At 61.9% G+C, this 20,156-nt stretch carries 17 protein-coding genes and 2 pseudogenes; 5 read left to right on the forward strand and 14 right to left on the reverse strand.

The window, feature by feature from the left end:
• Positions 1-107: 107 nt before the first annotated feature.
• The 6 genes and pseudogenes from tnpC to ACSFBF_RS35685 all read right to left on the reverse strand — a co-directional run.
• A pseudogene (gene tnpC / locus ACSFBF_RS35660) lies at positions 108-1,485 on the reverse strand (IS66 family transposase); the annotation flags it as partial.
• A 17-nt stretch (positions 1,486-1,502) separates the two neighbouring features.
• Positions 1,503-1,853, reverse strand: a complete 351-nt coding sequence (gene tnpB, locus ACSFBF_RS35665) for an IS66 family insertion sequence element accessory protein TnpB (protein WP_101488468.1) — start codon at positions 1,851-1,853, stop codon at positions 1,503-1,505.
• Positions 1,829-2,356, reverse strand: coding sequence for a transposase (locus ACSFBF_RS35670; protein ID WP_435460557.1), 528 nt, complete (start codon positions 2,354-2,356; stop codon positions 1,829-1,831). The genes tnpB and ACSFBF_RS35670 overlap by 25 nt, the downstream gene beginning before the upstream one ends.
• A 284-nt stretch (positions 2,357-2,640) precedes the next feature.
• Positions 2,641-3,591, reverse strand: coding sequence for a Bug family tripartite tricarboxylate transporter substrate binding protein (locus tag ACSFBF_RS35675; RefSeq protein ID WP_435460556.1), 951 nt, complete (start codon positions 3,589-3,591; stop codon positions 2,641-2,643).
• A 114-nt stretch (positions 3,592-3,705) separates the two neighbouring features.
• Positions 3,706-4,800: a Bug family tripartite tricarboxylate transporter substrate binding protein gene (locus tag ACSFBF_RS35680; protein WP_435460555.1), complete on the reverse strand. Its 1,095-nt coding sequence runs from the start codon at positions 4,798-4,800 to the stop codon at positions 3,706-3,708.
• A gap of 126 nt (positions 4,801-4,926) precedes the next feature.
• Entirely contained in the window at positions 4,927-5,292 is a 366-nt protein-coding gene (locus ACSFBF_RS35685) for a YybH family protein (protein ID WP_435460554.1), read from the reverse strand.
• Between the two features lie 58 nt (positions 5,293-5,350).
• Here ACSFBF_RS35685 and ACSFBF_RS35690 point away from each other — a divergent pair, with 58 nt between their 5' ends.
• Positions 5,351-5,758, forward strand: coding sequence for a winged helix-turn-helix transcriptional regulator (locus ACSFBF_RS35690; protein ID WP_435460553.1), 408 nt, complete (start codon positions 5,351-5,353; stop codon positions 5,756-5,758).
• A 114-nt stretch (positions 5,759-5,872) separates the two neighbouring features.
• Here the strand turns inward: ACSFBF_RS35690 and ACSFBF_RS35695 are convergent, their stop codons facing one another.
• Positions 5,873-7,312, reverse strand: coding sequence for an aldehyde dehydrogenase family protein (locus ACSFBF_RS35695; RefSeq protein ID WP_435475128.1), 1,440 nt, complete (start codon positions 7,310-7,312; stop codon positions 5,873-5,875).
• Between the two features lie 226 nt (positions 7,313-7,538).
• Here ACSFBF_RS35695 and ACSFBF_RS35700 point away from each other — a divergent pair, with 226 nt between their 5' ends.
• Positions 7,539-8,555 (forward strand): helix-turn-helix domain-containing protein, encoded by a 1,017-nt coding sequence (locus ACSFBF_RS35700; RefSeq protein ID WP_435460552.1) that lies wholly within the window; start codon positions 7,539-7,541, stop codon positions 8,553-8,555.
• 38 nt (positions 8,556-8,593) lie between these two features.
• On the opposite strand, the gene ACSFBF_RS35705 is transcribed toward ACSFBF_RS35700, so the two are convergent.
• Both ACSFBF_RS35705 and ACSFBF_RS35710 read right to left on the reverse strand, forming a co-directional pair.
• Complete coding sequence (locus tag ACSFBF_RS35705; protein ID WP_435460551.1) at positions 8,594-9,943, reverse strand: aminotransferase class III-fold pyridoxal phosphate-dependent enzyme; 1,350 nt, start codon at positions 9,941-9,943, stop codon at positions 8,594-8,596.
• Between the two features lie 47 nt (positions 9,944-9,990).
• A complete protein-coding gene (locus ACSFBF_RS35710; RefSeq protein ID WP_435460550.1) occupies positions 9,991-11,445 on the reverse strand; it encodes an APC family permease in 1,455 nt (484 codons plus the stop codon).
• A gap of 1,505 nt (positions 11,446-12,950) precedes the next feature.
• Here ACSFBF_RS35710 and ACSFBF_RS35715 point away from each other — a divergent pair.
• The gene (locus ACSFBF_RS35715; RefSeq protein WP_435460549.1) at positions 12,951-14,255 is read left to right on the forward strand and encodes a hypothetical protein; all 1,305 of its coding nucleotides are present in this window, start codon (positions 12,951-12,953) and stop codon (positions 14,253-14,255) included.
• 202 nt (positions 14,256-14,457) lie between these two features.
• On the forward strand, positions 14,458-15,345 hold the full coding sequence (locus ACSFBF_RS35720) for a LysR family transcriptional regulator (protein WP_435460548.1): 888 nt from the start codon (positions 14,458-14,460) through the stop codon (positions 15,343-15,345).
• Between the two features lie 439 nt (positions 15,346-15,784).
• Here ACSFBF_RS35720 and ACSFBF_RS35725 read toward each other — a convergent pair whose 3' ends face one another.
• Both ACSFBF_RS35725 and ACSFBF_RS35730 read right to left on the reverse strand, forming a co-directional pair.
• A complete protein-coding gene (locus ACSFBF_RS35725; protein ID WP_435460547.1) occupies positions 15,785-16,801 on the reverse strand; it encodes a Bug family tripartite tricarboxylate transporter substrate binding protein in 1,017 nt (338 codons plus the stop codon).
• A gap of 51 nt (positions 16,802-16,852) precedes the next feature.
• Entirely contained in the window at positions 16,853-17,341 is a 489-nt protein-coding gene (locus ACSFBF_RS35730; RefSeq protein ID WP_435460546.1) for a DUF3237 domain-containing protein, read from the reverse strand.
• Between the two features lie 71 nt (positions 17,342-17,412).
• Here ACSFBF_RS35730 and ACSFBF_RS35735 point away from each other — a divergent pair, with 71 nt between their 5' ends.
• Complete coding sequence (locus tag ACSFBF_RS35735; RefSeq protein WP_435460545.1) at positions 17,413-18,207, forward strand: helix-turn-helix transcriptional regulator; 795 nt, start codon at positions 17,413-17,415, stop codon at positions 18,205-18,207.
• Positions 18,208-18,856: 649 nt separating this feature from the next.
• Here the strand turns inward: ACSFBF_RS35735 and ACSFBF_RS35740 are convergent.
• The 3 genes and pseudogenes from ACSFBF_RS35740 to ACSFBF_RS35750 form a co-directional block, all read right to left on the reverse strand.
• Positions 18,857-19,228, reverse strand: a complete 372-nt coding sequence (locus ACSFBF_RS35740; protein WP_435460544.1) for a winged helix-turn-helix domain-containing protein — start codon at positions 19,226-19,228, stop codon at positions 18,857-18,859.
• Complete coding sequence (locus tag ACSFBF_RS35745) at positions 19,213-19,533, reverse strand: response regulator (RefSeq protein ID WP_435460543.1); 321 nt, start codon at positions 19,531-19,533, stop codon at positions 19,213-19,215. Before ACSFBF_RS35745 ends, ACSFBF_RS35740 begins: the two co-directional genes overlap by 16 nt.
• A 190-nt stretch (positions 19,534-19,723) precedes the next feature.
• A pseudogene (locus tag ACSFBF_RS35750) lies at positions 19,724-20,156 on the reverse strand (mammalian cell entry protein); the annotation flags it as partial.

Here is a 20,156-nt window from a genome sequence, read left to right on the forward strand (position 1 = left end):
CTTACTTTTATGCGAAGTCCAGAGCCATCCGGATGCGCCTCAGACCGCCGGGATCTGCCCTTTCGCCGATTTCGTCATGCGCGACTTCGCATAAAAGCGCACTTCGCATTACGCCGCCCGACGACGAAGGGCCGGATCGCGTTCTCCACCGGGTTGGAGTCCAACGGCCAGGAGCCGTTGTCCACGAACCGCACGAGTTTGGGCCATTGCCCATGCAGGTAGTGCAGTGCCTCGCCCAGCAAGCTCGATGGTGCAACGGCGTGCAGGTGCGTGAGCAACAGTTGCTCGATCTCGCGCACGACTGCGGCGCTGTAGCGCGAACGCAGCCGCAGCCGGCGCGCGGGCGCCCAGTCCCTGGCCAGTGCTTCTGCGCGGTACAGCTTGCCAATGAGCCGCACGAACCGGGGCGCGATCTGATCGGGCGAGCGGGCTGCCTTCGGGATGGCCTCCTCGGCCTTGATGAACGGTCGACGCGCGTGAACCCAGCACCCGAGATGCGTGAGGCTGCCGGCCCTCGCAATGCCGTTGTAGACCTCGTAGCCGTCGCTCATGAGCGTGGTGCCGGGGCGGATGCCGGCATACAGCTTCTCGGCGTGCACGGCGCCACGTCCTGGCGCATAGGCGAACAGCCGCACCGGTGCCGTTCATTTGCGCCCACATGTAGTTCTTGGTCTGCGCCTTGCGTCCCGGTTCCTTGAGCACCTGAACCGTGGTCTCGTCGCCGTAGATCAGGTCCGAGTCCAGCAAGTGGTCGCGCAGCAGGTTGATGACCGGCTGTACAGCCTGGCCGATGCGCACGATGCCGGAAGCCAGCGTATTGCTCGCGATGTCGCCACCGAAGCGGCGCAGCAATACGGCCGTTCGGTACAGCGGCATGCCGAACTGGTACTTGCCGGTGATGACCCAGGCCTGGGCCTGCTCGGTGAGCAGCCCGCGCGGGATGATGCGCGCCGGCGTCGGTGCAACCTTCAGGCTCTGATCGCAGCAGGGACAGGCGTACTTGATGCGGTGGTGCTGCAGCACGCGCACCTGTTCGGGGATGACATCCATCTGCTCGCTGACCTCGGCGCCGATCTCCACCAGCGCGTGCCCGTCATGCGCGCACACACGCTCGGCCTCGGGCAGTTCGTGGCGCACGATCTCGCGCGGCAGCGCAGGGTCCAGCGGCTTGCGTCCGCGTTTCTTGCGTTGATGGCCCGCGACCGGTGTCGACTCCTCTTCGTCGGTCTCGGCTTGCGGCGTCTGATCTGTGGGCGCGAGCGCCTCGGCCTCGTTGAGGAACAGGTCCTTCTGATCGGTGCCGCGGGCTTCGCTCTTGGCCGCAAACAGCTGGCGCTGCAGCGCCTTCAGCCGCTCCAGTGCGAGGTCCCGCTCGGTGGTCGCTACTCGAAGCGCGCCGGCCAGCGCATCGCGCTCGGCGATGAGCGCGGCGAGTTCTTCAGCGGTGATGGTGGCGGGCGACGACACGCCCGCTTGGATCGGCATGCGCCATCATTGTTCCTTCAGGCCACGCTGGAGTAGCGCAGGCGCGAGTGGCGTTGCACCACCGCGATGTCGATGCCCTCCAGCAACCAGTGCAGCTGTTCGGCCGTCAGCGTGGGAACCGCATCGGCCGAGGGCCAGATGAACCTGTCCTTCTCCAGCCGCTTGAGCAACAGCCAGAAGCCGTTGCGCTCCCAACCCAGGATCTTCACCCGGTCGCGCCGGCGGTTGCTGAACACGTACGCGCACGAGGCGAACGGGTCCAGGCCCAGCGCCTGCTCCACCAGCACGGCCAGGCCGTTGATGTTCAACCGGAAGTCCACCGGCTCGCGGTGCAGGTAGACCTTCAGCCCTTCGTCGAAGCGGAACATGGAAGTCGGCTCAACATCTGCACCAGCGTCGGCAATTGCTGCAAGCTCGTCTCGCCTAGATCGAGCTGCACGCCGTTGGGCAGGCGCACCTGCAACCCGACCATCGGGGTCGGTGCCGTCAAGGAGTTCTCATTCGGGATCACCGCCACTGCCGTAGCAGGTGCATGGGCCATCGCGGGCGCCGCCACCGCACACTCGCGCTGAGGCATTCGCTGAGGCTGATCTTGTTCACCCTCTACGCGCACGGCAACGAATGCCGCATCTTGCATTCGCGCGATGTCGCCCGCTGGCACCTGGGCGCTTCGCCGCTGGTAAGCCGCGATCCACGTCCTCAGCAGGTTCGTGTTGACACCGTGCTCCATCGCCATTCGTGCCACCGACACTCCTTGCTTGAGGCACGCAACGATCAACTCCCTCTTGGCGGCTTCGTCGTAGACGCCGCGACCGTCACTCTTACGCCCCACAACCAACCGGCCTCGCAACTCTGCGTACTGCTCTGTCATGTCTACGTGTCCATGTTGCTATACATGGGCACGTAGCCTCACAGCTCATCGCTCCCTGAACAAGGGCGTGGTTAATTGACGGCTTACATCACGCCGGTGACCAAGAGGCAGTCATCCCACCGTGGACTCACGGCAGCAAACAACAATGAGAGTATCGAGCGAGGAGGATGCTGCCGTGTGGCTCATCTCGATCACTCAAGACAAGGCGGGTTTAGCGCTCAGCTCTTCTCTCTCTCTCTCGACATGGTGCACAGCAGGCAACGCCCCGGTCTGGTGGAAGGAAGTCATTCCGCCCGTGCCCCCGAGCGCTGTACCACATCGCGCCATCTGATCGTTTCAGTTTGAATAAGTCGGGCAAATGCGTCTGGCGATTCGCTCGCTCGTTCCACACCCATCTGCGCGAACCGAGCCTGCGTCGCTGGCGCGTCGAGAATGTCTTTGACCGCACGGTAGATCTCGTTCACAACGCTGGCCGGAGTTCCCGCCGTCGTGACGAGGCCAAACCAAGGGGTCGCTTCAAAGCCCTGCACGCCAGACTCAGAAATGGTCGGGATGCCCGGCATACTGCCGACGCGCTTCGTTTCCGCGACGGCGAGTGCGCGTAGCGCGCCGCTCTGCACGTGCGGATAGCTCGACGAGATGTTGTCGAACATCATCGTGACATGACCGGCGAGCAGATCGTTGAGCGCAGGCGTGCTGCCCTTGTAAGGCACGTGTACCGCCGACAGTCCGGTTCGAGATTTGAGCAACTCCATGGCCAGATGACCACTGGATCCATTCCCCTGGGAACCATACGAAATCGCCGTCGGATGGGCCTTGGCATACGCCAACAGTTCGGCAAGGTTGTGGATCGGAAGGGCTGACGGAACCACGAGCAGCAATGGGGCGACTGCTACCCGAATGATCGGTGCGAAGGCCTTCGCGGGGTCGAAGGGAAGCGAGGCATACAAACTCGCATTGACGGCAAGTGGACCGGGCGCAGTGATGAGCAATGTGTGTCCGTCGGATGCGCTCTTGGCCACGATATCAGCGCCGATGTTGCCATTGGCCCCGGGACGGTTTTCGACAACGACAGGCTGAGAGAAGCGCTTGGACAGATCATTTGCGACCAGACGTGCCAACAAATCCGCGGTGCCTCCCGGCGGATAGCTGACGATCAACCTGAGGCTTCGGGTGGGGAAGGCGGGAAGTGCAGACTTCGGCTGGGCATGCAGTGCCGCGGTGAACGCGCTCACACCCAGTCCTAGGACAAGCTGCCGACGTGTGAAGGGCGAGGGGAAGGCAGAGACTGTGTTTTCGGGCATGGAAGTATCAGAGGATTTGGGAGGTCTGGCGCGCGCGCGGTGCGTTCAATCTAGTTTGGCACCCGAGAATTTCACGGCCTCCGCATATCTTTGTGATTCGGCAGCCATGAAGGCTGCGAACTCGGTGCTGCTCGAGCCAATTGGCTCCATGCCGGCTTCTGCCAGCTTGAGCCGGACCGCTGGCTCGTGCAGCGCGCTCACGAACACTGCGTTGAGCCTCGCCACTGCATCGGGCGGTGTGCCGGCGCGTACGAGCAGCCCGAACCAGGATTTGGACGTGAAGCCTGGTAAGCCCGCTTCCGTAAACGTCGGTACCTCCTCCAGAAGGGGTGTCCTGCCCTCGCTAGCAACCGCGATGGCCTTCAGTTTTCCAGCGCGGATCAATGGAACGACTTGCGCGAGGTCCGTCAACATGGCATCAACTTGACCACCGAGCAGATCGTTCGTTGCCGGAGCGACGCCCTTGTACGGCACGTGCAGCATGTTGAGTTGAGCCGCCTTCTTGAACAACTCGAATCCGAGATGACCGGATGATCCATTGCCGAAGGACGCATAGCTGGCCGCGCCGTTCTTCGCGCGCGCCCAGGCGATGAAACCGTTCAGATCCTGCACGGATAGGTTCGGACGAACAACAAGAATGTGGGGGTTCGACGCGAGCAGGGTCACCGGAGCGAAATCCTTGTGGATGTCGTACGCGAGACGAGGCATCAGATGCGGATTGATGACAGAACTCGCAGTGTTCATCACCAAGGTCTGCCCGCTGGCAGGCGCGGCAAAGACTGCCTGTGTCCCGATCGTCGTGCTTGCTCCCGCGCGGTTGTCTACGATGACAGGTTGATTCATCGCACGGTGGACCGGCTCGGCCAAGGCCCTGGCGAGCGCGTCGCTCGTTCCTCCCGGGGCAAAGGGCACGATGATTGTGATCGCAGTCTTAGCTGGACCTTGCGCCGTGGATGCAAGCGGAATCACCAGAGCGATGAGGACGAGGCCGCTGAGCCATTGCCGGACCACGCGCTGCATTTGCGCTCCAATCTGACGCACGTGGGACTTATCGAGGTTCATGACGCCGCGCCGCGATGCGGTAGATCGATCCTCTTCAATAAAGGTGCGGCGACGTTGGGCGACAGCGGTGGTGAACACGAAAGCCTCGGTGTGATGGGGGATGTCACGGCAAAAGATATATGATAAGATATATCACGATGGATGGCAAGGGTTGCCGATCGGCAGGTAACGTTATCCAGCACCGGCGAAGGTTCGAGCGAGCTGTTACTGGTCGACTCTGGGCATGCTCGACCCAACGGCGTGGTCGATCAAGTACAACCAACTACCATCTGCCTGCTGCCGAAGAACCTCGGCTGAAGAGCCTTCGGCCAGGACGGTTCCGTTGTTGTTGTCGAGAATGCGCCAATCGGCGCGCAGCAGAGCTAGGCCGGACGCCGCCAGAGTGAAATTGTTCACTGATTCCATCGTGCCCTGGATCTTGAGGAGTTCGCGAAGTGATCGCTCAATAGCAAGGATTCCGTCATCGGCTTCGCCGGTGACGGTGTTCTGGTGCATGGCCTGCGGCTCGTACAGGCTGAGGAGGCCTTCCAAATCGCGCGCGTTGAACAGTGCGCCGAAGGTTTCATTCATCGTTTGCGGGTCTGAGATTCGCGGCATTTGAATCCTTTTTCTCTACGGGGATGGAATAGTGGAACCGACATCTTCGAAGATCTCCAAACGGAAAGGTGCAGCGCACCATGACACGTCGGGCGGTCCGCGCAGGGAAGGGCAAGTAACGTCAGTCGTTCACGCCACAGCCTGCCCTGTCGAGCAGTGGCTCGGATTTCTCGGGCACCGCTGGAACGCAGTTATCTTGTGGCATTTGGGTGATGGCGCACTCCATCACTCAGAGTTGATCCTCCGCTTGCCGGGAATCCGACCGAAGGCGCTCGTCGAGCGGTTGATCGCGTTGACGGCACAGGGCCTGATCTCTCGGAGCAGGATTGCTGGATTCCCCACGCGGGTCAGCTACGCGTTGACCAGCGAGGGGAGCGACTTGTTGCTGATACTCGATCAATTGGCGATCTGGGCGGATGCCAAGCGCACTGCCCCATAGAGCTGAAGCTCGAGTCGCATCTCACCGAACATTTGCGCGCAAACTAAGTGTCATCGCTTCGGATCTCCGAGACGGCCTAGGACTGGACGTACCAATCATGCTGAGTCTCGGACCCTACAACGCGACCGTAACGGCCTTTTCCTCCAAGTACGCGTCTAGCGCCTTGCTTGAGAGATCCCGGCCAAGGCCGCTATCCTTCAAGCCTCCCCACGGCAGCCGTGCGTCCAATGGGCTCCAGCAGTTGATCGCCACGGCTCCCACGTCGAGTCGGGCGGCCACGCGGTGCGCCGTGGACAGGTCCTGAGTCCAGATGGACGCCGACAATCCGAAGTTGCTCTGGTTGCATAGTCGGATCGCTTCTTGTTCGCTGTCGAACGGGATAAGCATGCCAACCGGCCCAAAGATCTCCTCCTGTGCGATACGCATGTCATTGCGTACATTCGAGAAAACCGTCGGCCGAACGAAATAGCCTTCGGCCGGCAAGGGCTCGTCGCCCGCGAGCATCACAGCGCCTTCTGACATGCCAAGTGCAATGTAGCTGCGGACTCTCTCCATATGACGGTGATTGATCAGCGCACCCATCTGCATTCCTGGTTCAGAGGGGGGCCCAAGCTGCATCGATTTGGCTGCATTTGTGAGGGCCTGCTCGAATCGCGTTAGGATGGATCGATGTACCAGGACGCGTGAGCCCGCCGCGCAGGTCTGCCCCTGATTGACGAACAGTCCCATAGTCACGCCCATGACTGCTTGATCGATGTCTGCGTCGGCGAAGACGAGTTGCGCGGCCTTTCCACCGAGTTCCAGAGTGACGCGCTTGAAAGTCGTCGCCGCCTGTATCGCAATGGTGCGACCGACCCCGGTACTGCCGGTAAAGCTGATTTTGCGTACCAGAGGGTGGCCGACAAGCGCTTCGCCGGCGACCGCACCGCCATTGATGATGTTGACGACGCCGGCGGGGAAACCCGCCTCGTTTAACAGGCTCGCCAGTCTCGATATTGCGAGGGGTGCATCCTCCGGCGTCTTGATGACAACACTACATCCTGCTGCAAGCGCAGGCGCGAGCTTCCAGATGCAGATCATCAGTGGCGCATTCCACGGAATGATCAATGCCGCCACGCCGATCGGAGTGCGACTGGAATAGTTCAAGGTTGCCCTGCCCATGAAGCCGCTCGTGGGGATCAGGCGTCCCTCGAGCTTGTCGGCCCAGCCGGCGAAATAACGCAGCGTGTCGGCGCACATGGGCAGGTCCATCATCGCCATCTCATGTTTGGGACGTCCTTGCTCTTCGGCCAAGATGTGGACGAACAGGTGTGCGTCACGCTCCAGCAGGTCTGCCAAGCGCTGCAGAAGGCGTGCCCGCTGCGCACCCGGCGTGTCTCGCCAGACATGTTCGAAGGCCCTGGCGGCCGCCTCGACCGCCGCACTTACATCTTGAACGGTGGAGTTTGCTACCCGCGCGAGGAGTGCACCGGTGGCGGGTGCCAGCTTGTCAAAGCGTGCGTCGTCCTGCGCGCTCGTAAGCTGGCCATCGACAAAATTCTCTACGAGTTGGATGGGTGGATTCGATTGGGACAAAGAGATGCTCCTTGGATTGAGGGGAAGCCGAGCGCCGATGCACCAAGCGGGCGGGCGCGTATAGGGATTGCATGGATTCCTTTCCGGGGAAAAGCTGCAATCATCTTCAGATGAAGTTACTTGGTATCAAGATGAAATGCTCATTTGATGATCGGGACCCGGGTCTGTGGAGCCGCCCGGAAGGGAATGGCGCAAGGAGTGCAAGATGCTGACGTCCATCGATCGGTTCAAAGACATTCACTTGCACGCGGCGTCGGTGCGTGATTGGAAACAGACGTACAACCAGCTGTCGCCAGGGCCGCTGTGCAGTTCGCTCATGCAGTTCTCCGTCGGTGCCTTCCACGTCTTTCGGGAGTACATCAACCAAAGGGTCGTCCAGCAGGGCGGTTCGCCGCGTGGCAAGGTGTGCTTTGCTGTTCCGCTCACTTTGCCGGGTACGGCATGCATGCAAGGGCGTGAGACCGACGGCAATAGCATCTTTCCGTTGCGGGGCGGCGAGGAGTTCATGTTCCATATGCCGCAAGGCACAGACATGCTGGTCCTGACTTTCGACGCTGACAGAGTCGAACAGATGTTCGATCGCGTCGGGGCGGCTTATACGCTGAGCATTGTGTTCAAGCAGCCGGTGCTGCGGGTGGAGCCCGGCAAGCTTGGCGAATTTCGCGCCGCTCTGATGGCTGTCTTCTGCAACGCGATCACGACGCCGCACTTGTACGAGTGTGCCGACACCGCACGGGCACTGGAGGCCTGTCTGTTGGATGCTCTTCTGACGTTGTTGTCGAGCACAGACTGCAATCCTCGTAATCGGCTGAGCAGCTCGCCGCACAGTTTTATCGTCGAGAAGTGCCACAACCGTACGGTGAGCGACATGGGTCGAAAGCCGGATGTGCTGGACCTTTGCACCCAACTGCGTATCAGTCGCCGTACGCTGCAGAACAGCTTTCGAAGCGTGGCGCACATGACGCCGGTGAACTACATCCGTTGCCTTCGCCTGAACGGCGTCCGTCGACAGCTGATGTCGACGGACGTGCGCACGGTCACGATCGCGGACGCCGCCGCGGGATGGGGTTTTACACAGTTGAGCCACTTCGCCTCTGAGTACAAAGAGTTGTTCGGAGAATTGCCCTCACAGACCCGGCGCGACTGCATTGCGACCGGCGCACTGAAAGAATGGAATCACGAGTCGCCTAGCGACAAGGCCTCATTGCGCGAATACGCTTGAATGGTGACATGCAGGGGGGGCGCCTGATGCGACAAGCGTCAGCGAGTCGATGCGATGGCTTCGCGCAGGACCCGTGCGATCACGCCCGCCTCCTCGAGCGTCAGCGTCAACGGTGGGGACAGGATGATCTTGTTGCCGACTGGTCGCACCAATACGCCGGCAAGGCGGGCTGCCTCCGCGATACGCGCTGGCTGACCAAGTTGCGGGTCGAGGGGCTGGCGAGTCTCCTTGTCCGCAACGAGGTCGAGCGCGACCATCAGCCCCTTGCCACGAACTTCACCGACGACATCGAACTGCTCGCTCAGCGGGCGAAGGCTCTCGATCAGGGCCGCTCCCACGCTGGCGGCATTGCCAGGCAGGTCTTCCTTCTCGACGATGTCCAATACGGCCAGGGAGGCGGCACATGCAGTGGGATGCCCACTGTAGGTGTACCCGTGCATGACCACGCTCGAAAATCCTGACGCGTTCTCGATTGACCGTACCACGCGTTCGTTGAACATCGTCGCGCCCAAAGGGATGTACCCCGCGGAAATCCCTTTGGCAAGACACAGAATGTCCGGTGCGACCCCCCAGCCGCGACTGCCCAGCATCGAACCCGAACGACCAAATCCCGTGACGACCTCGTCGGCAATCAGAAGGATACCGTGGCGGTCACAAACCTCCCTGAGCCGTTTCCAGTAAGTGTCTGGGGGAACGATGACCCCCCCCGCGCCTTGCACCGGCTCGGCAATCATGGCTGCAATCGTGTCTGCGCCGAGAAAGGCGATCTGGTCTTCCATCTGGCGGATGCAATGATCGACCAACTGGCCCGGGTCACGGCAATCCCAGGGGTTGCGATAAAGCCAGGGCGTATCGAGGAGGTAGCAGCCGTCGAGCAGTGGGCCATGATTGTGGTGGTAGACCCCGTTGCCACCGACGGAGGTGCCACCCACATGGACGCCGTGATACCCGCTGCGCAGCGAGAGAAATCTCGTGCGGCTGGGATGGCCCTCGGTGATCCAGTACTGCCGCGCCATTTTCAGGGCGGTTTCGACGGCGTCGGAGCCGCCGCTGCTGAACAGAACGCGCTGCATGTCTTCTGAGGCGAACATGCTTGTCAAACGTTCCGACAGATCGTAGACCCGCGGGTGTGCGATGCCGTCGAAGGTCTGGTAGTAGGCCAACTCGTCCAGTTGCCTGGCGATCGCCGCCTTGACCTCGGCGCGGTTGTGACCGACGTTGACGTTCCAGAGTCCGCCAACGCCATCGATCATGCGATGCCCGTCAACGTCAGTGATGTAGTTGCCATCACCGCTCGCGATGATCAAGGTGCTGGACGTATTGAGCGGATTGGCCGACCGCATCGGGTGCCAGAACTTCTTCTCGGCAGTCTTGTATTTTCTGTACATGGTTTTGTGATCCTTGATAAGTTTTCGACAACGTCAGCGCCTGAACGTCAGATCTTGTTGCTGCCGAGGGTGAGGAATCGCTGTGGTGATGTCCGTCGCAAGCGGGAAGCGCAAACGACACCGGTGATCACAGCCAGCAAGATGATCGAGCACAGTCCATAAGAAAGGGCCTTGCTTGCTCCAGTTAGAACTTCGAAGTTCAACATCGCAATGCATAAGACAAACAGGAGCGCAGCGCTTGCAAAGGCCGGCAGTATTCGTACACGCCAGATTCCCATTCTTTTGCCGAGATCCGGACGACGGTGGTAGTACGCAAGAACTGCCAACGAAGTCAGCGCCATCAGCAGAATCACGCAGAGCGTTGCCAAGTTCGAAAGCCACGAGAAAAGCTGCAAGATCGGATCGGCGTCGAAAGCTGCGAAGGTCAGGACGACGACCGCAGCAATCAGACTTTGTGTTGCTGATCCAGCGTGTGGGCTCTGATGCACGCGATGCGTTGTGCCAAGCCAAGCGAGCAAAAGCCCATCTCGACCGATGGCGTAAAAGTAGCGCGCCGCAGCGTTGTGGAAGGCCAGCAGCCCTGCATAGGTACTGACGACGAACAGAAACCGGATCGCTGCGGTCAGCCTTGGTCCGGCGAAATGGTCGGACACCCCATAAATGAAGGTCGTCGGGTCCTTCAGAGATTGCAGGAGCGGAACGATCTTGTCGGCTCCAACCCCGATGATCAGCGACCATAACGTCAGGGCATAGAACCCACCGATGAGCAGCACCGAGACGTAGGTGGCCAGCGGGATGGTGCGTTCGGGATTCCTTGCCTCCTCTCCATAGATCGTTGTCGCCTCGAAGCCGATGAATGCCGCGAAGCAGAACAGCAGTCCGATCGATGGCGTGCCGCTGAAAACGTTCGATGGTTTGAAGGAATCGAGGTTGATACCGCTGTCGCCACCGGTCTTGAGGATCGCTATATCCAGGGCGAAAATGACCAAGTATTCAGCAATCACCATGAACGAAAGCAATCGCGCGGAGAGGTCGATGTTGCGGTAGCCAAGGATCGCGATGCTCAACATGGCGAGCATCGAATAGACCCACCAGGGTGCCTGAATGCCGAAAGTATCTGCCACGGTGGCAGCCATCACCGCGCCAAACATTCCGTAGAGGCCGATCTGCAGGATGTTGTAGGCAAACATGGCCAAGACACCAGCGGCCCCACCGGCGAGCCCTCCGAGGCCTGCCGCAGAAAAGGCGTAGAAGCCCCCGGCGTTCGTCACGTGGCGGGCCATCGTGGTATAGCCAACGGAGAAGCAAAGTAGGACAACGAGCGCTGCAAGCAGCAGCGCGGGCATGCCTGCGCCGTTGCCAAGCATGATCCCGATCGGAAAGCCTCCGGCGATCACACTCAGTGGGCTTGCCGCCGAGACCACGAAGAAGATGATGAAGTAGACACCCAGCGCATTGCGCCTGAGAGACGTCGAGTTGGCGGTTGGCAAAACGGAACTCATTATTCTTTCCTAGTGTGGCGACTCGATCGGGCTGCACGATGCGGGAGCGCAATTTCTCTGGATCGGAAGATCCTTCGGGCCAGATCAGAGAGGCGACTGTATGGGCGATGCAGCACGGCGCGGTAGCCCGAATCGGCAACGCTTGCGTAGGAGTTCGAGTTCGCAGCAGGCTTCGGGTGGTCCCGGAAGCAGGGAGCGGCAATGGCAGTTCTTGCCACGTCATGGAACGGGAAGCGCTGCGAAGGCCTTGGAGCGCCACTGCGTTTGAAGGGACGCGAGCACGGCGCATCGACGATGCGGTTCAACGCTCTTGGCTACGCGCGGCGCGCGATCTCCAAGTACGGCGATCAGGAGCAAAGTCGGCTCAGTGCAGCTACCGGGAGGCGCAACCCCTCGTTCTTACCTGCGCACAGTGCATTCGCCCAGGAGGCCTGGCTATGACACTGATTGATCCGATCTCGTCGATCGAAGCTGATTGACAGGCAACATGCCCTTAGTGACGAATCCTTGCCGGCAACCACCGCAGCGTCCCCGTGTCGGAGGTCTTCCTGCCGCGCTGTGCCGCCGTTTCTCTTCCACACGAATACTATCGGGACATTGAAGATCAAGTTCGTTGCCCTTGACTGCACTTCGGCGACCTTCTGGTAGATGGTTCTTCCGGGGCCGTTGCATATCGCCGCTCTGCAGAACGCCGCAGGCGCGCAGCCTGCCCAGTTCCCCGACTTCGTACATAACGAAGAGCGTGCCCCCTCTGCGATCTCGAACTTGCCGTTCCTGTCCTGCATCGCGACGGTGATCGTGCCACGCATGCGGCCGAGAACTTGCTGTCGGCTAGCGTCTCGGGCAGCGCCGCGCAGCTCACACCTGCACCGGGTGCTGATCGCACTGCCGCGACCCCGCATGCAGGCGCAGAGCGACACTCAAGTCCTTTGCCCGCGCAGATTCGGCCTTCCTGGTGGATGGAAATATGGTCCTTATCACCCAGCGCGAATGAACGACATGCACGTTCGACCGGAAGATGAGCGATCTGCTCGGCCGAACTGTCGCAGCAGGCCGAAGGGCCGATGGCACCGTCCGCTGCCGCATGGACCGCAGTTGACTGGTGGAGCCTGGCACGCGCCGCCCGACTTTCTACCCGCTGGGCCAAGCCATCGCTGCCCTAGCGCCGTGTGCCTGCACAGGCTTTGGGCCGGCAACGCCTGCTCACTCAAGTCACTCCAGTATCCCGTTTTGGCAAATGCGCATACGACGTTCCCGCGATCGGGAACAAGCTGCCGATTTGGGCTACCTCCGGCTTAAGGCATCTTCTTAGCATCGCTCCGGCTCACCAAATCTGACTGGAGAAATGAATGAGTGCGATCTTGCACAACGGGGCCGCTCCACGGCGCTGCGAAAAGAAGCTGTCGGCGTGGGCTTCATCATCCTCTTCGCCATCCCGGCGGCTAGCCCGCTGGGCATGATCACCGGGCTTTTCACAAGCACTGACAACAAAGAGTCTCCTCACCATGCGACATTCCAACGGTTTCCTGTCTTTGATCGCTTCAGCCGCGGCGATCGTGCTGGCCGTACCGGCCGGTGCCTATGAGCTATACAACGAGGGCAATGCGCAACTGAACGCCGATGTGACGGCGGTTTTTGGGCTGATGCGCAGCCGGTACAACTACGACGGCGCTTCTGGAGGCTCCCACTGGCGAGAGGGTTTCGCAAAGTATGGCCTGAGCGGACAGACGGGCCGGCTAGGCGCAGGCACGGCTTATGGAGGCTTCTCCGTGGTGAGTTCGGGCACCTGGGGCGATGGTGATCCCGGCGGCATGACGGATGGCAGCGAACGCCGGACCAACATGGAGGAGGCCTATCTGGGCTGGCGCTCGGGCGACCTGTTCCCGGCGCTGGGCAGTGACGGCGTGGACCTCTCGGCGGGGCGTCAAGTGATCAAGGTTGGCCGTGGCTTTCTAATCACCGACGACGGACTCAACTCCGGCAATGCCTTGGGCGGCGGAGGCTTGAGCCGGGGCGGGGCCTACTACATCGGCGCGCGCCATGCCTTTGCCCGCACGGCAGTGGTGCGACTAGGCGGCCAGCAGGGCTTGCATGGCAGTGCGATGTGGCTCAGGTCGGACAACCTCGCCCAGGCAAAGACGGAACTGGCTGTCGGCACATTGGACTACACCGGTGCTGCAGGCACTCTAGGCCTGACCTACATCCGTGGGCTCGACGTGGATGCGCGCTACGCCAGTCCGGCGCAGGCTTTGCGCAAAGGCATGGACGTGTATAGCCTACGCGGCGAAGGCAACGCAGGCATCCAGAATGCGGATTTCGCTTTCGAGTATGCAAGCCAGCGCAAGAGCTCGGGGACGGATACTGCCTGGCATGTCCAGGCGAGCTATGAGTTTCCCGATGTGTCATGGTCGCCCAAACTCACCTATCGGCATGTTCGCTATGGAAAGAACTGGGATTCGCTCTTCACAGGCGGCTACATGGGCTGGCTGCAAGGGGAGGTGGCGAGCAACTATGCCGGTCCCTTTAACACCAATACGCGCATCCATCACGTCGCGCTGACCGCTAAGCCTATCGAAACAGTGACAGTGGGTGCTCTCTTTTTCGACTTCAAGACGCTGCACGACCGTGCATTGCTCAATCGCGACGGGCGCGAACTCGATCTGTACGTCGAATGGGCCGCGCACAAGCACCTGATTGTGTCGCCGCTGATCGGCATCTACAGGCCGAGCGCACATGCGGGCAACGGTGGCACGCAGAGTGGCAAGGGCACCAATGTGTACGCACAGCTGCTGCTCATCGTGCCGTTCTGAACCGGATTGCGACCGTTCGAATCAACGCCTTGTGAGGCTCCGGCATAAGCGCCTTGCTTCAGGGGGCGAACGTGATCGAGCGGCGACTGAGTCCTCGCTCGGCACCGGGATGATGCGTTCGGACGGGCGCCTTGATGTGTTGCTTTAAATCGCGTGCAACTGCAGCCTGAAACGTATTCTCATTTCCATATTGACCGCGAAGATGATCGAATTGCGCCACTTACGCTACTTCGTCGCCGTCGCAGAGGAGCTGAACTTTCGCCGCGCCTCAGAGCGCGTGCACGTCGACCAAACGCCGCTTTCACGCACCATCCGCGACCTAGAAGACAAGCTTGGCGTCGTGCTGTTCGTGCGATCGTCGCGGAAGCTACAGCTAACGCCTGCCGGTGCCAAGCTGCTGGAACAGGCTCACGGCCTCTTTGTCCGGCTGCGGCGCATCAATCGCGTGGTGCGCGAAACAGATGCCCGCTATCGAGAGCCGCTTCGCGTCGGCGTGGCCGACGGTATCGCTCAGCCCCGGCTTTCCGAATGCCTCGTCCGCTGGCGTGTACTGGCACCCGACATCCCGCTGGAAGTCACGGAGATGCGTGCGATCGAGTTATTGGCCGCGCTGCGACGCGAGGAGGTGGATGTTGGTTTCTCTTTCGGAGTGCCAGACGACGAGACTATTGTTCGGGAAATGGCTTGGACCTATCCGCTGGTGGCGCTTCTCTCGCCGGATCACGAACTGACAACACGCGACGTACTGTCAGTGTCCGAACTTCTCGCCTTCCCCATTATTGCCTGCCACCTCGGCCATCTTCCGGGGCTGCGCAAGCAGATGGATGCCATGCGCCAGCAGTATGCGCCGAGACCCGTCATCGCCGGCGAAGCTTGCACTCTGGCGGGCTACGTCACCCGTGTCGCGGCTGGCTTGGGTGTTGGGGTGGCTGACGCAGGGCACATGGAGACCCTGTGTCGCACTGACGTGGTAGCCATGCCGCTGGCTGAGGACATCGGTATCACGACATACGTGCTGCACAAGCGCCAGGTGCGCGGCTTGAAAGACGCGCTGCGACGCTTTCTCGTTCACACCAAAACCTTGCACTGATTGCTATTCGTGCGCGGCGCGGTCCTGCCTCGCGCCACCGGCCATAGACAGGCCTCGCATCTCTTGGGATGCTGATCGCCGCCTGACGGGGCCGCGATCCTTCGCGCGCAGCTTCTGCCAAGCCTGAAGCCACTACACGTCCGCCTGCATGCGCCACGCCAAGCTCCGATGAGTGTGCGCGCTGCTGAGCGTCGATTTCAGACTCAAAGGAGCGGTGCCAGATCGGTACGCGCGTAAAAAGAACGCGGAAGTGGTCTATACCGAGAGGAGCAAGCGCCAGCTGTTCGGACAAATCATGGTGGTGCTGAGCGTCACGCTCGGGGGGGGGCTACGACGCAGTGGATGGCGTATGCGTTCGATTATCAGGCACGGCCCGACCCGATGCCAGGACGGCACATGCCGCCAGCACCGGTGCATCGGAGGCGCGCCCGTCCATGGCTCAATCCGCCTTGAAGCCGGTGGCAGCGACCACCTTGCCCCAGCTCGCAGTGTCGGCAGCGATCACGCGAGTGAATTCCTGGGACGTGGTGCCCGTGACGCCGAAGCCCGCATCCTCCAGTTTCGCCTTGCCTTCGGCCGACTGCACGGCCTTACGGATGTCGGTCTCCAGCCGAGCGATGACCTCGGGCGGTGTGCGGGCTGGCGCGACGATGCCGAACCACGAGTTAAAGGCCAACTGTGGGTAGCCCTGTTCGCGGAAGGTCGGGACGTCGGGCAGACTGGCGCTGCGCGTATCCCCGCTGGAGGCCAGCGCCAGCAGTTTGCCCGCTTTCACGTTGGCGGCAGTCAGACCCACACTCGCGAAGGCGCCCGCCACGTCGCCGCTGAACAAGCCGCCCAGCGCATCGCCGGTGGTCTTGTAGTGCACCGGCTCCGGTTTGAGGCCGACGGCATCGCCGAACAGGAAGGCACCGAAGTGGCCTGGCGTGCCGGCACCGAAAGTGCCCATGAACAGGTCTTTTTGCCCGCGACTCCAATCCACGAATTGCTTCATGTCACGCGCCGGCACCTTCGCGGGGTTGATCACCAGCATGAAGTTGGACGTGACCACCTGGCTCACGGGCACGAAGTCCTTCCTCGGGTCGTAGGGCAGCTTGTTGTAGCTGCTGGGCGCGATGGCCAATTGGCCTGTCTCACCCAGCATGAGCGTGTAGCCGTCGGGCTGTGCACGGGCCACTTCCGACGCGGCGATCAGCCCCCCGGCGCCCGGCTTGTTGTCGACGATGGCGCCGAGATTCCCCCACCCCTCGGACAGCTTCTGGGCCAGCAGGCGCGCCACGATGTCCGGGCCGCTGCCAGCCGGGAACCCGACGACGAGGCGTACAGGCCGGCTGGGATAGGCGGAGGCCGCCTGGGCGGGCGCCTGGGACGCCCAGGACATGCTCCCGGGTCCGACCAGCGCAGTGGCGGCGATGAGCGCGCGGCGGCGCGTGGCGGTGGTTTGGGCGGTCGTCATGGAGGTCTCCTGTCGGTGTTGAAACGGGGGGCGCGGCGCTGGCGCCATGGATCACTGCAGCGCGAAGAAGCGCATCACGACCTGGGCGGGGTGGCGCACGCCGACCCCGACGAACAGGCGCTCGGTGATCCAGTGCAGAGCCTCGCTGCGCGTCTCGAAAGAGGGTGCACAACGAAAATAGACCTGCGCCGGGTCAACGGGGGCGCCGCGCAGCAACTGCGCCATCACGTCGGCAGGCGCGGTGCGCATCGCACGGTTGCGCACGTAGATGCGGTCGCCGGCATCTGTCTCCAGACCGTAGCGGGCGTCGAGCTGCGAGACCGTGTCGCTTGCGATGCGCTGGAAATCGGCACCACCCGGCAGCACCCGCCCGCTCCAGCCATCGCCCTTGACATGGCCGCCCACGATGGGCACCACGCGGCGTAGTCCCTGGGCGCCGTCGCCCAGCACCAGCGGCTCGCCGACTTCGACGGATACATCGGCAAACCAGGTCAGGCGCGGCGCGGCAAGCGGATCGTTCTCTTGAAGGGTGGAAGTCATGCCTTAGCGTAAGTCCGGTGGCGGGGCGACGCTGTCATCCTGGAAGATGACGGGATTCCCCGTATTGCCCCATGCACACCTGGATTCCCGATCTGCCCGCCGAGAGTGCCGAAGCGTCATTGGCGCAATGCCTGCCGGTGGTGGTGCGTGCGCTGGGCGAGCCGACGTTTGGCGTTTGCCTGCTCAAGGCCATGGCGTCGGCCCTGCCGGTGGGGTCGTTCTCGGTCTACCGCACGGGGTCGCGACCGGCCATCTTTCTGAGCGGCAGCCGGGGCATGCCCGACACCACCCGTGACTGTTGGCGCGCTTACCTCTCGGGTCCGATCCAAGGGGACCACACCTTGCGCGAAGCGAGCGCGCCGCAGCTGCGTGTGTGCCACATCACTGCGCGGGAGGTGCCGCCGGAACACCGTGCCAAGGTGTACGACGCCCATGGCGTGATGGAGCGTGTGTCTGTGGTTGAAGAGGAGCCTTCTGCTTGCGACGACGCGCTGTTCGCGGTCAATTTCTATAGGCACACCCATCAGCGCCCGCTGAGCGATGCGCAACTGGCCGACTTCGGCTCCGCCGGGCGCTTGCTGATGGCGCTTGCGCGCAAGCACGTGGCGCTCACGAACGTCGACATGGCGGACGACCTCGGCGCCCGGTTGCTGGCGTGCTGTCCGGCGCTGACTGCGCAGGAACTCAACGTGTGCCTGCGGCTGCTGCGCGGCATGACCCAGGATGGGATCGCCTCGGACATGGGCCTCGCGTTGCCCACCGTCAAGACCTATAGGAACCGCGCTTTCGGGCGGCTCGGGATCCACTTCCGCAACCAGTTGTTTGCGCTCATGCTGCCGGAACATGGGTCACCCAATGCCTGCTGACTGCAGGGGCAATACGGCATCCGATCGGATCGGGCGAGTTCTGGTAACCCTTGCACCGTTGAAACTTCATCTCATGGCTGTGGATGAGAGAGATTCCGCGCCTACTGCAACTCACCGCGGCGCGAGAGAATGGCGTCTTCGCTGTGTGCGGCTGTTTGACAGGTTCAAGTTAGAGCGACTGCGAGTCAGTACTCGTCACGGTATTTTCGAACTGAGGGCGTGTGCCATCTTCTCAATCTCAACGCTCAACTCTTCCCCGATGTTCGCGTCGACGTAGACCGCCCGTTCATTGGAGGATCTCGAGGGTGGCGTAGCAATCTCCAGACTGGGAATGCTGTGGGATTGCTTACGCAAATACCCCGGATGCATGGGCTGCCTGTGCTGAACTGGGGCGTTCTCGACACCTACGGATTTCGATCCTTGCCTTGGCGCGTACGATCCTCGCACGTGTGGGATGCCATGTTGACGCGGTAACCCGCGTCAACAAGTGCAGGCACTGACGGCCATGGGCGTGACGCTCAAGTGGCCAGCAGGAGACGGGACGCACCGTTCAGTTCAAGCTGCCCCTGCAAGATTCGCGTTCGAATTGCGCTCCGACATCAGAATGAAGAAATACGACTGCATGATGCTCATAGCCTGACACGCGAGGCTATCGGTCATTGCGGAACTCCAGGACGTACCCCTGGCGGTGCACCGTGTGAATCAGCTTCAGATCGAACGGATCATCCAGCCTCTGGCGAAGTCTCAGGATGGCGACGGTGACAATGTTGTCGTGCCGATGATTGGCACCCGATCCCCAGACAGCCTTGATGAGCCTTGCGCGCGACATCACCTGGCCCCTGTGAGCCACCAGCACATCCAGAAGCTCGAACAGCGTGGCACTGAGGCGGAGGTCCATGCCTTGACGAATTGCCTTGCCGCGCTTCCGGTCGATGGCCAGGTCCGCCAGGCGGAGCAATGCGGCGTCCGGACTCTCGTCGCGGGATGTCAGCGCCCAGGCGCGCGTCAGCAAATCGTCCATGCGCAAGGCCCGGCCAGGTACTCGATGGCGCCCGGCGCAAGTCCTTCGACGCGGTCCGCCAACTGGCCTCGCCCGGTCAGCACCAGCAAGGGGGCGCTGGTCATGCGCCGAACCGAACCTATCGTCGCCTGGGTTGCTTCTGGTGGTGCAACGTCGAGAAGAATCAACGCGTACGGTTTGCCGGTGGAAAGCCGCAATTCGGCATCGCCGGGGTCGGCCACGTCGACTGCAAAGCCGGATCGCCAGAGCGCACTGCCGAGTTTGCTGCGCGTTTGATTTTCAGCCCCGAGAAGCAGGATGTTCATCAGCAGGCGCTCCTTGCCGTCGGCGCTCTCCGTTGGACGTCGAGAAGCGTCGAAGACGGCGCCGACGGAACATCCGGCGCCGCCAGCGTGCAGCGGCGATCGGTCCTGTTCACGTGGCCGTCGATCAGAAAGGCGCCAACCACAAGCGCGAGCACGGCAGCGTGTGCAATCGGAAAGCTGGAGAGGTGTTTCACTTCTTGTCGTCCGGTTTGCCGCGCAGCAGCGACTCGGGGTGGCGTTCGAGGTAGTCGGTCAGCACGTGCACCGACGCGGCTGCGCGCGTGAGCTCCTGCAGCGTCTGTCGCGCGTCCTGCTGCAGCGGCGAGTCCTGCGCGAGCGTGCGTTCGACCGCGCTCATAGTCTTGCGCGCATCCTTCATCGCCGCGATGGCTTCCGGCGCTACGTCGTTGTTCAGCGTCGTTGTCAGTTGCTCGGCGCTGGTCAGCGTCTTGTCGAGGCTCGCGAGCGTGGTGCGCAGGTCGTTGCCGATCTGCGCGAAGGGCACCTTGTTGACCTTGGACACGATCTCTTCCACCTGCGACTGCAGCGTATCGAGGCCGTTGGGAATGGTCGGCAGCTCGAGCGGTTCCCTGGTCACATCGATCGTGACGGCCGGCGCCTTC

It is taken from the genome of Variovorax nivicola (assembly GCF_051216475.1).
Lineage (GTDB): Bacteria > Pseudomonadota > Gammaproteobacteria > Burkholderiales > Burkholderiaceae_C > Variovorax.

Coding starts and splice junctions, on each gene's coding strand:
- ACSFBF_RS35725 (WP_435460547.1), bottom strand. CDS start 16,801: ATGACGACCGCCCAAACCACCGCCACGCGCCGCCGCGCGCTCATCGCC.
- ACSFBF_RS35710 (WP_435460550.1), bottom strand. CDS start 11,445: ATGAGTTCCGTTTTGCCAACCGCCAACTCGACGTCTCTCAGGCGCAAT.
- ACSFBF_RS35715 (WP_435460549.1), top strand. CDS start 12,951: ATGCGACATTCCAACGGTTTCCTGTCTTTGATCGCTTCAGCCGCGGCG.
- ACSFBF_RS35705 (WP_435460551.1), bottom strand. CDS start 9,943: ATGTACAGAAAATACAAGACTGCCGAGAAGAAGTTCTGGCACCCGATG.
- ACSFBF_RS35745 (WP_435460543.1), bottom strand. CDS start 19,533: ATGAACATCCTGCTTCTCGGGGCTGAAAATCAAACGCGCAGCAAACTC.
- ACSFBF_RS35720 (WP_435460548.1), top strand. CDS start 14,458: ATGATCGAATTGCGCCACTTACGCTACTTCGTCGCCGTCGCAGAGGAG.
- ACSFBF_RS35685 (WP_435460554.1), bottom strand. CDS start 5,292: ATGAATGAAACCTTCGGCGCACTGTTCAACGCGCGCGATTTGGAAGGC.
- ACSFBF_RS35730 (WP_435460546.1), bottom strand. CDS start 17,341: ATGACTTCCACCCTTCAAGAGAACGATCCGCTTGCCGCGCCGCGCCTG.
- ACSFBF_RS35735 (WP_435460545.1), top strand. CDS start 17,413: ATGCACACCTGGATTCCCGATCTGCCCGCCGAGAGTGCCGAAGCGTCA.
- ACSFBF_RS35740 (WP_435460544.1), bottom strand. CDS start 19,228: ATGGACGATTTGCTGACGCGCGCCTGGGCGCTGACATCCCGCGACGAG.
- ACSFBF_RS35700 (WP_435460552.1), top strand. CDS start 7,539: ATGCTGACGTCCATCGATCGGTTCAAAGACATTCACTTGCACGCGGCG.
- tnpB (WP_101488468.1), bottom strand. CDS start 1,853: ATGTTCCGCTTCGACGAAGGGCTGAAGGTCTACCTGCACCGCGAGCCG.
- ACSFBF_RS35670 (WP_435460557.1), bottom strand. CDS start 2,356: ATGACAGAGCAGTACGCAGAGTTGCGAGGCCGGTTGGTTGTGGGGCGT.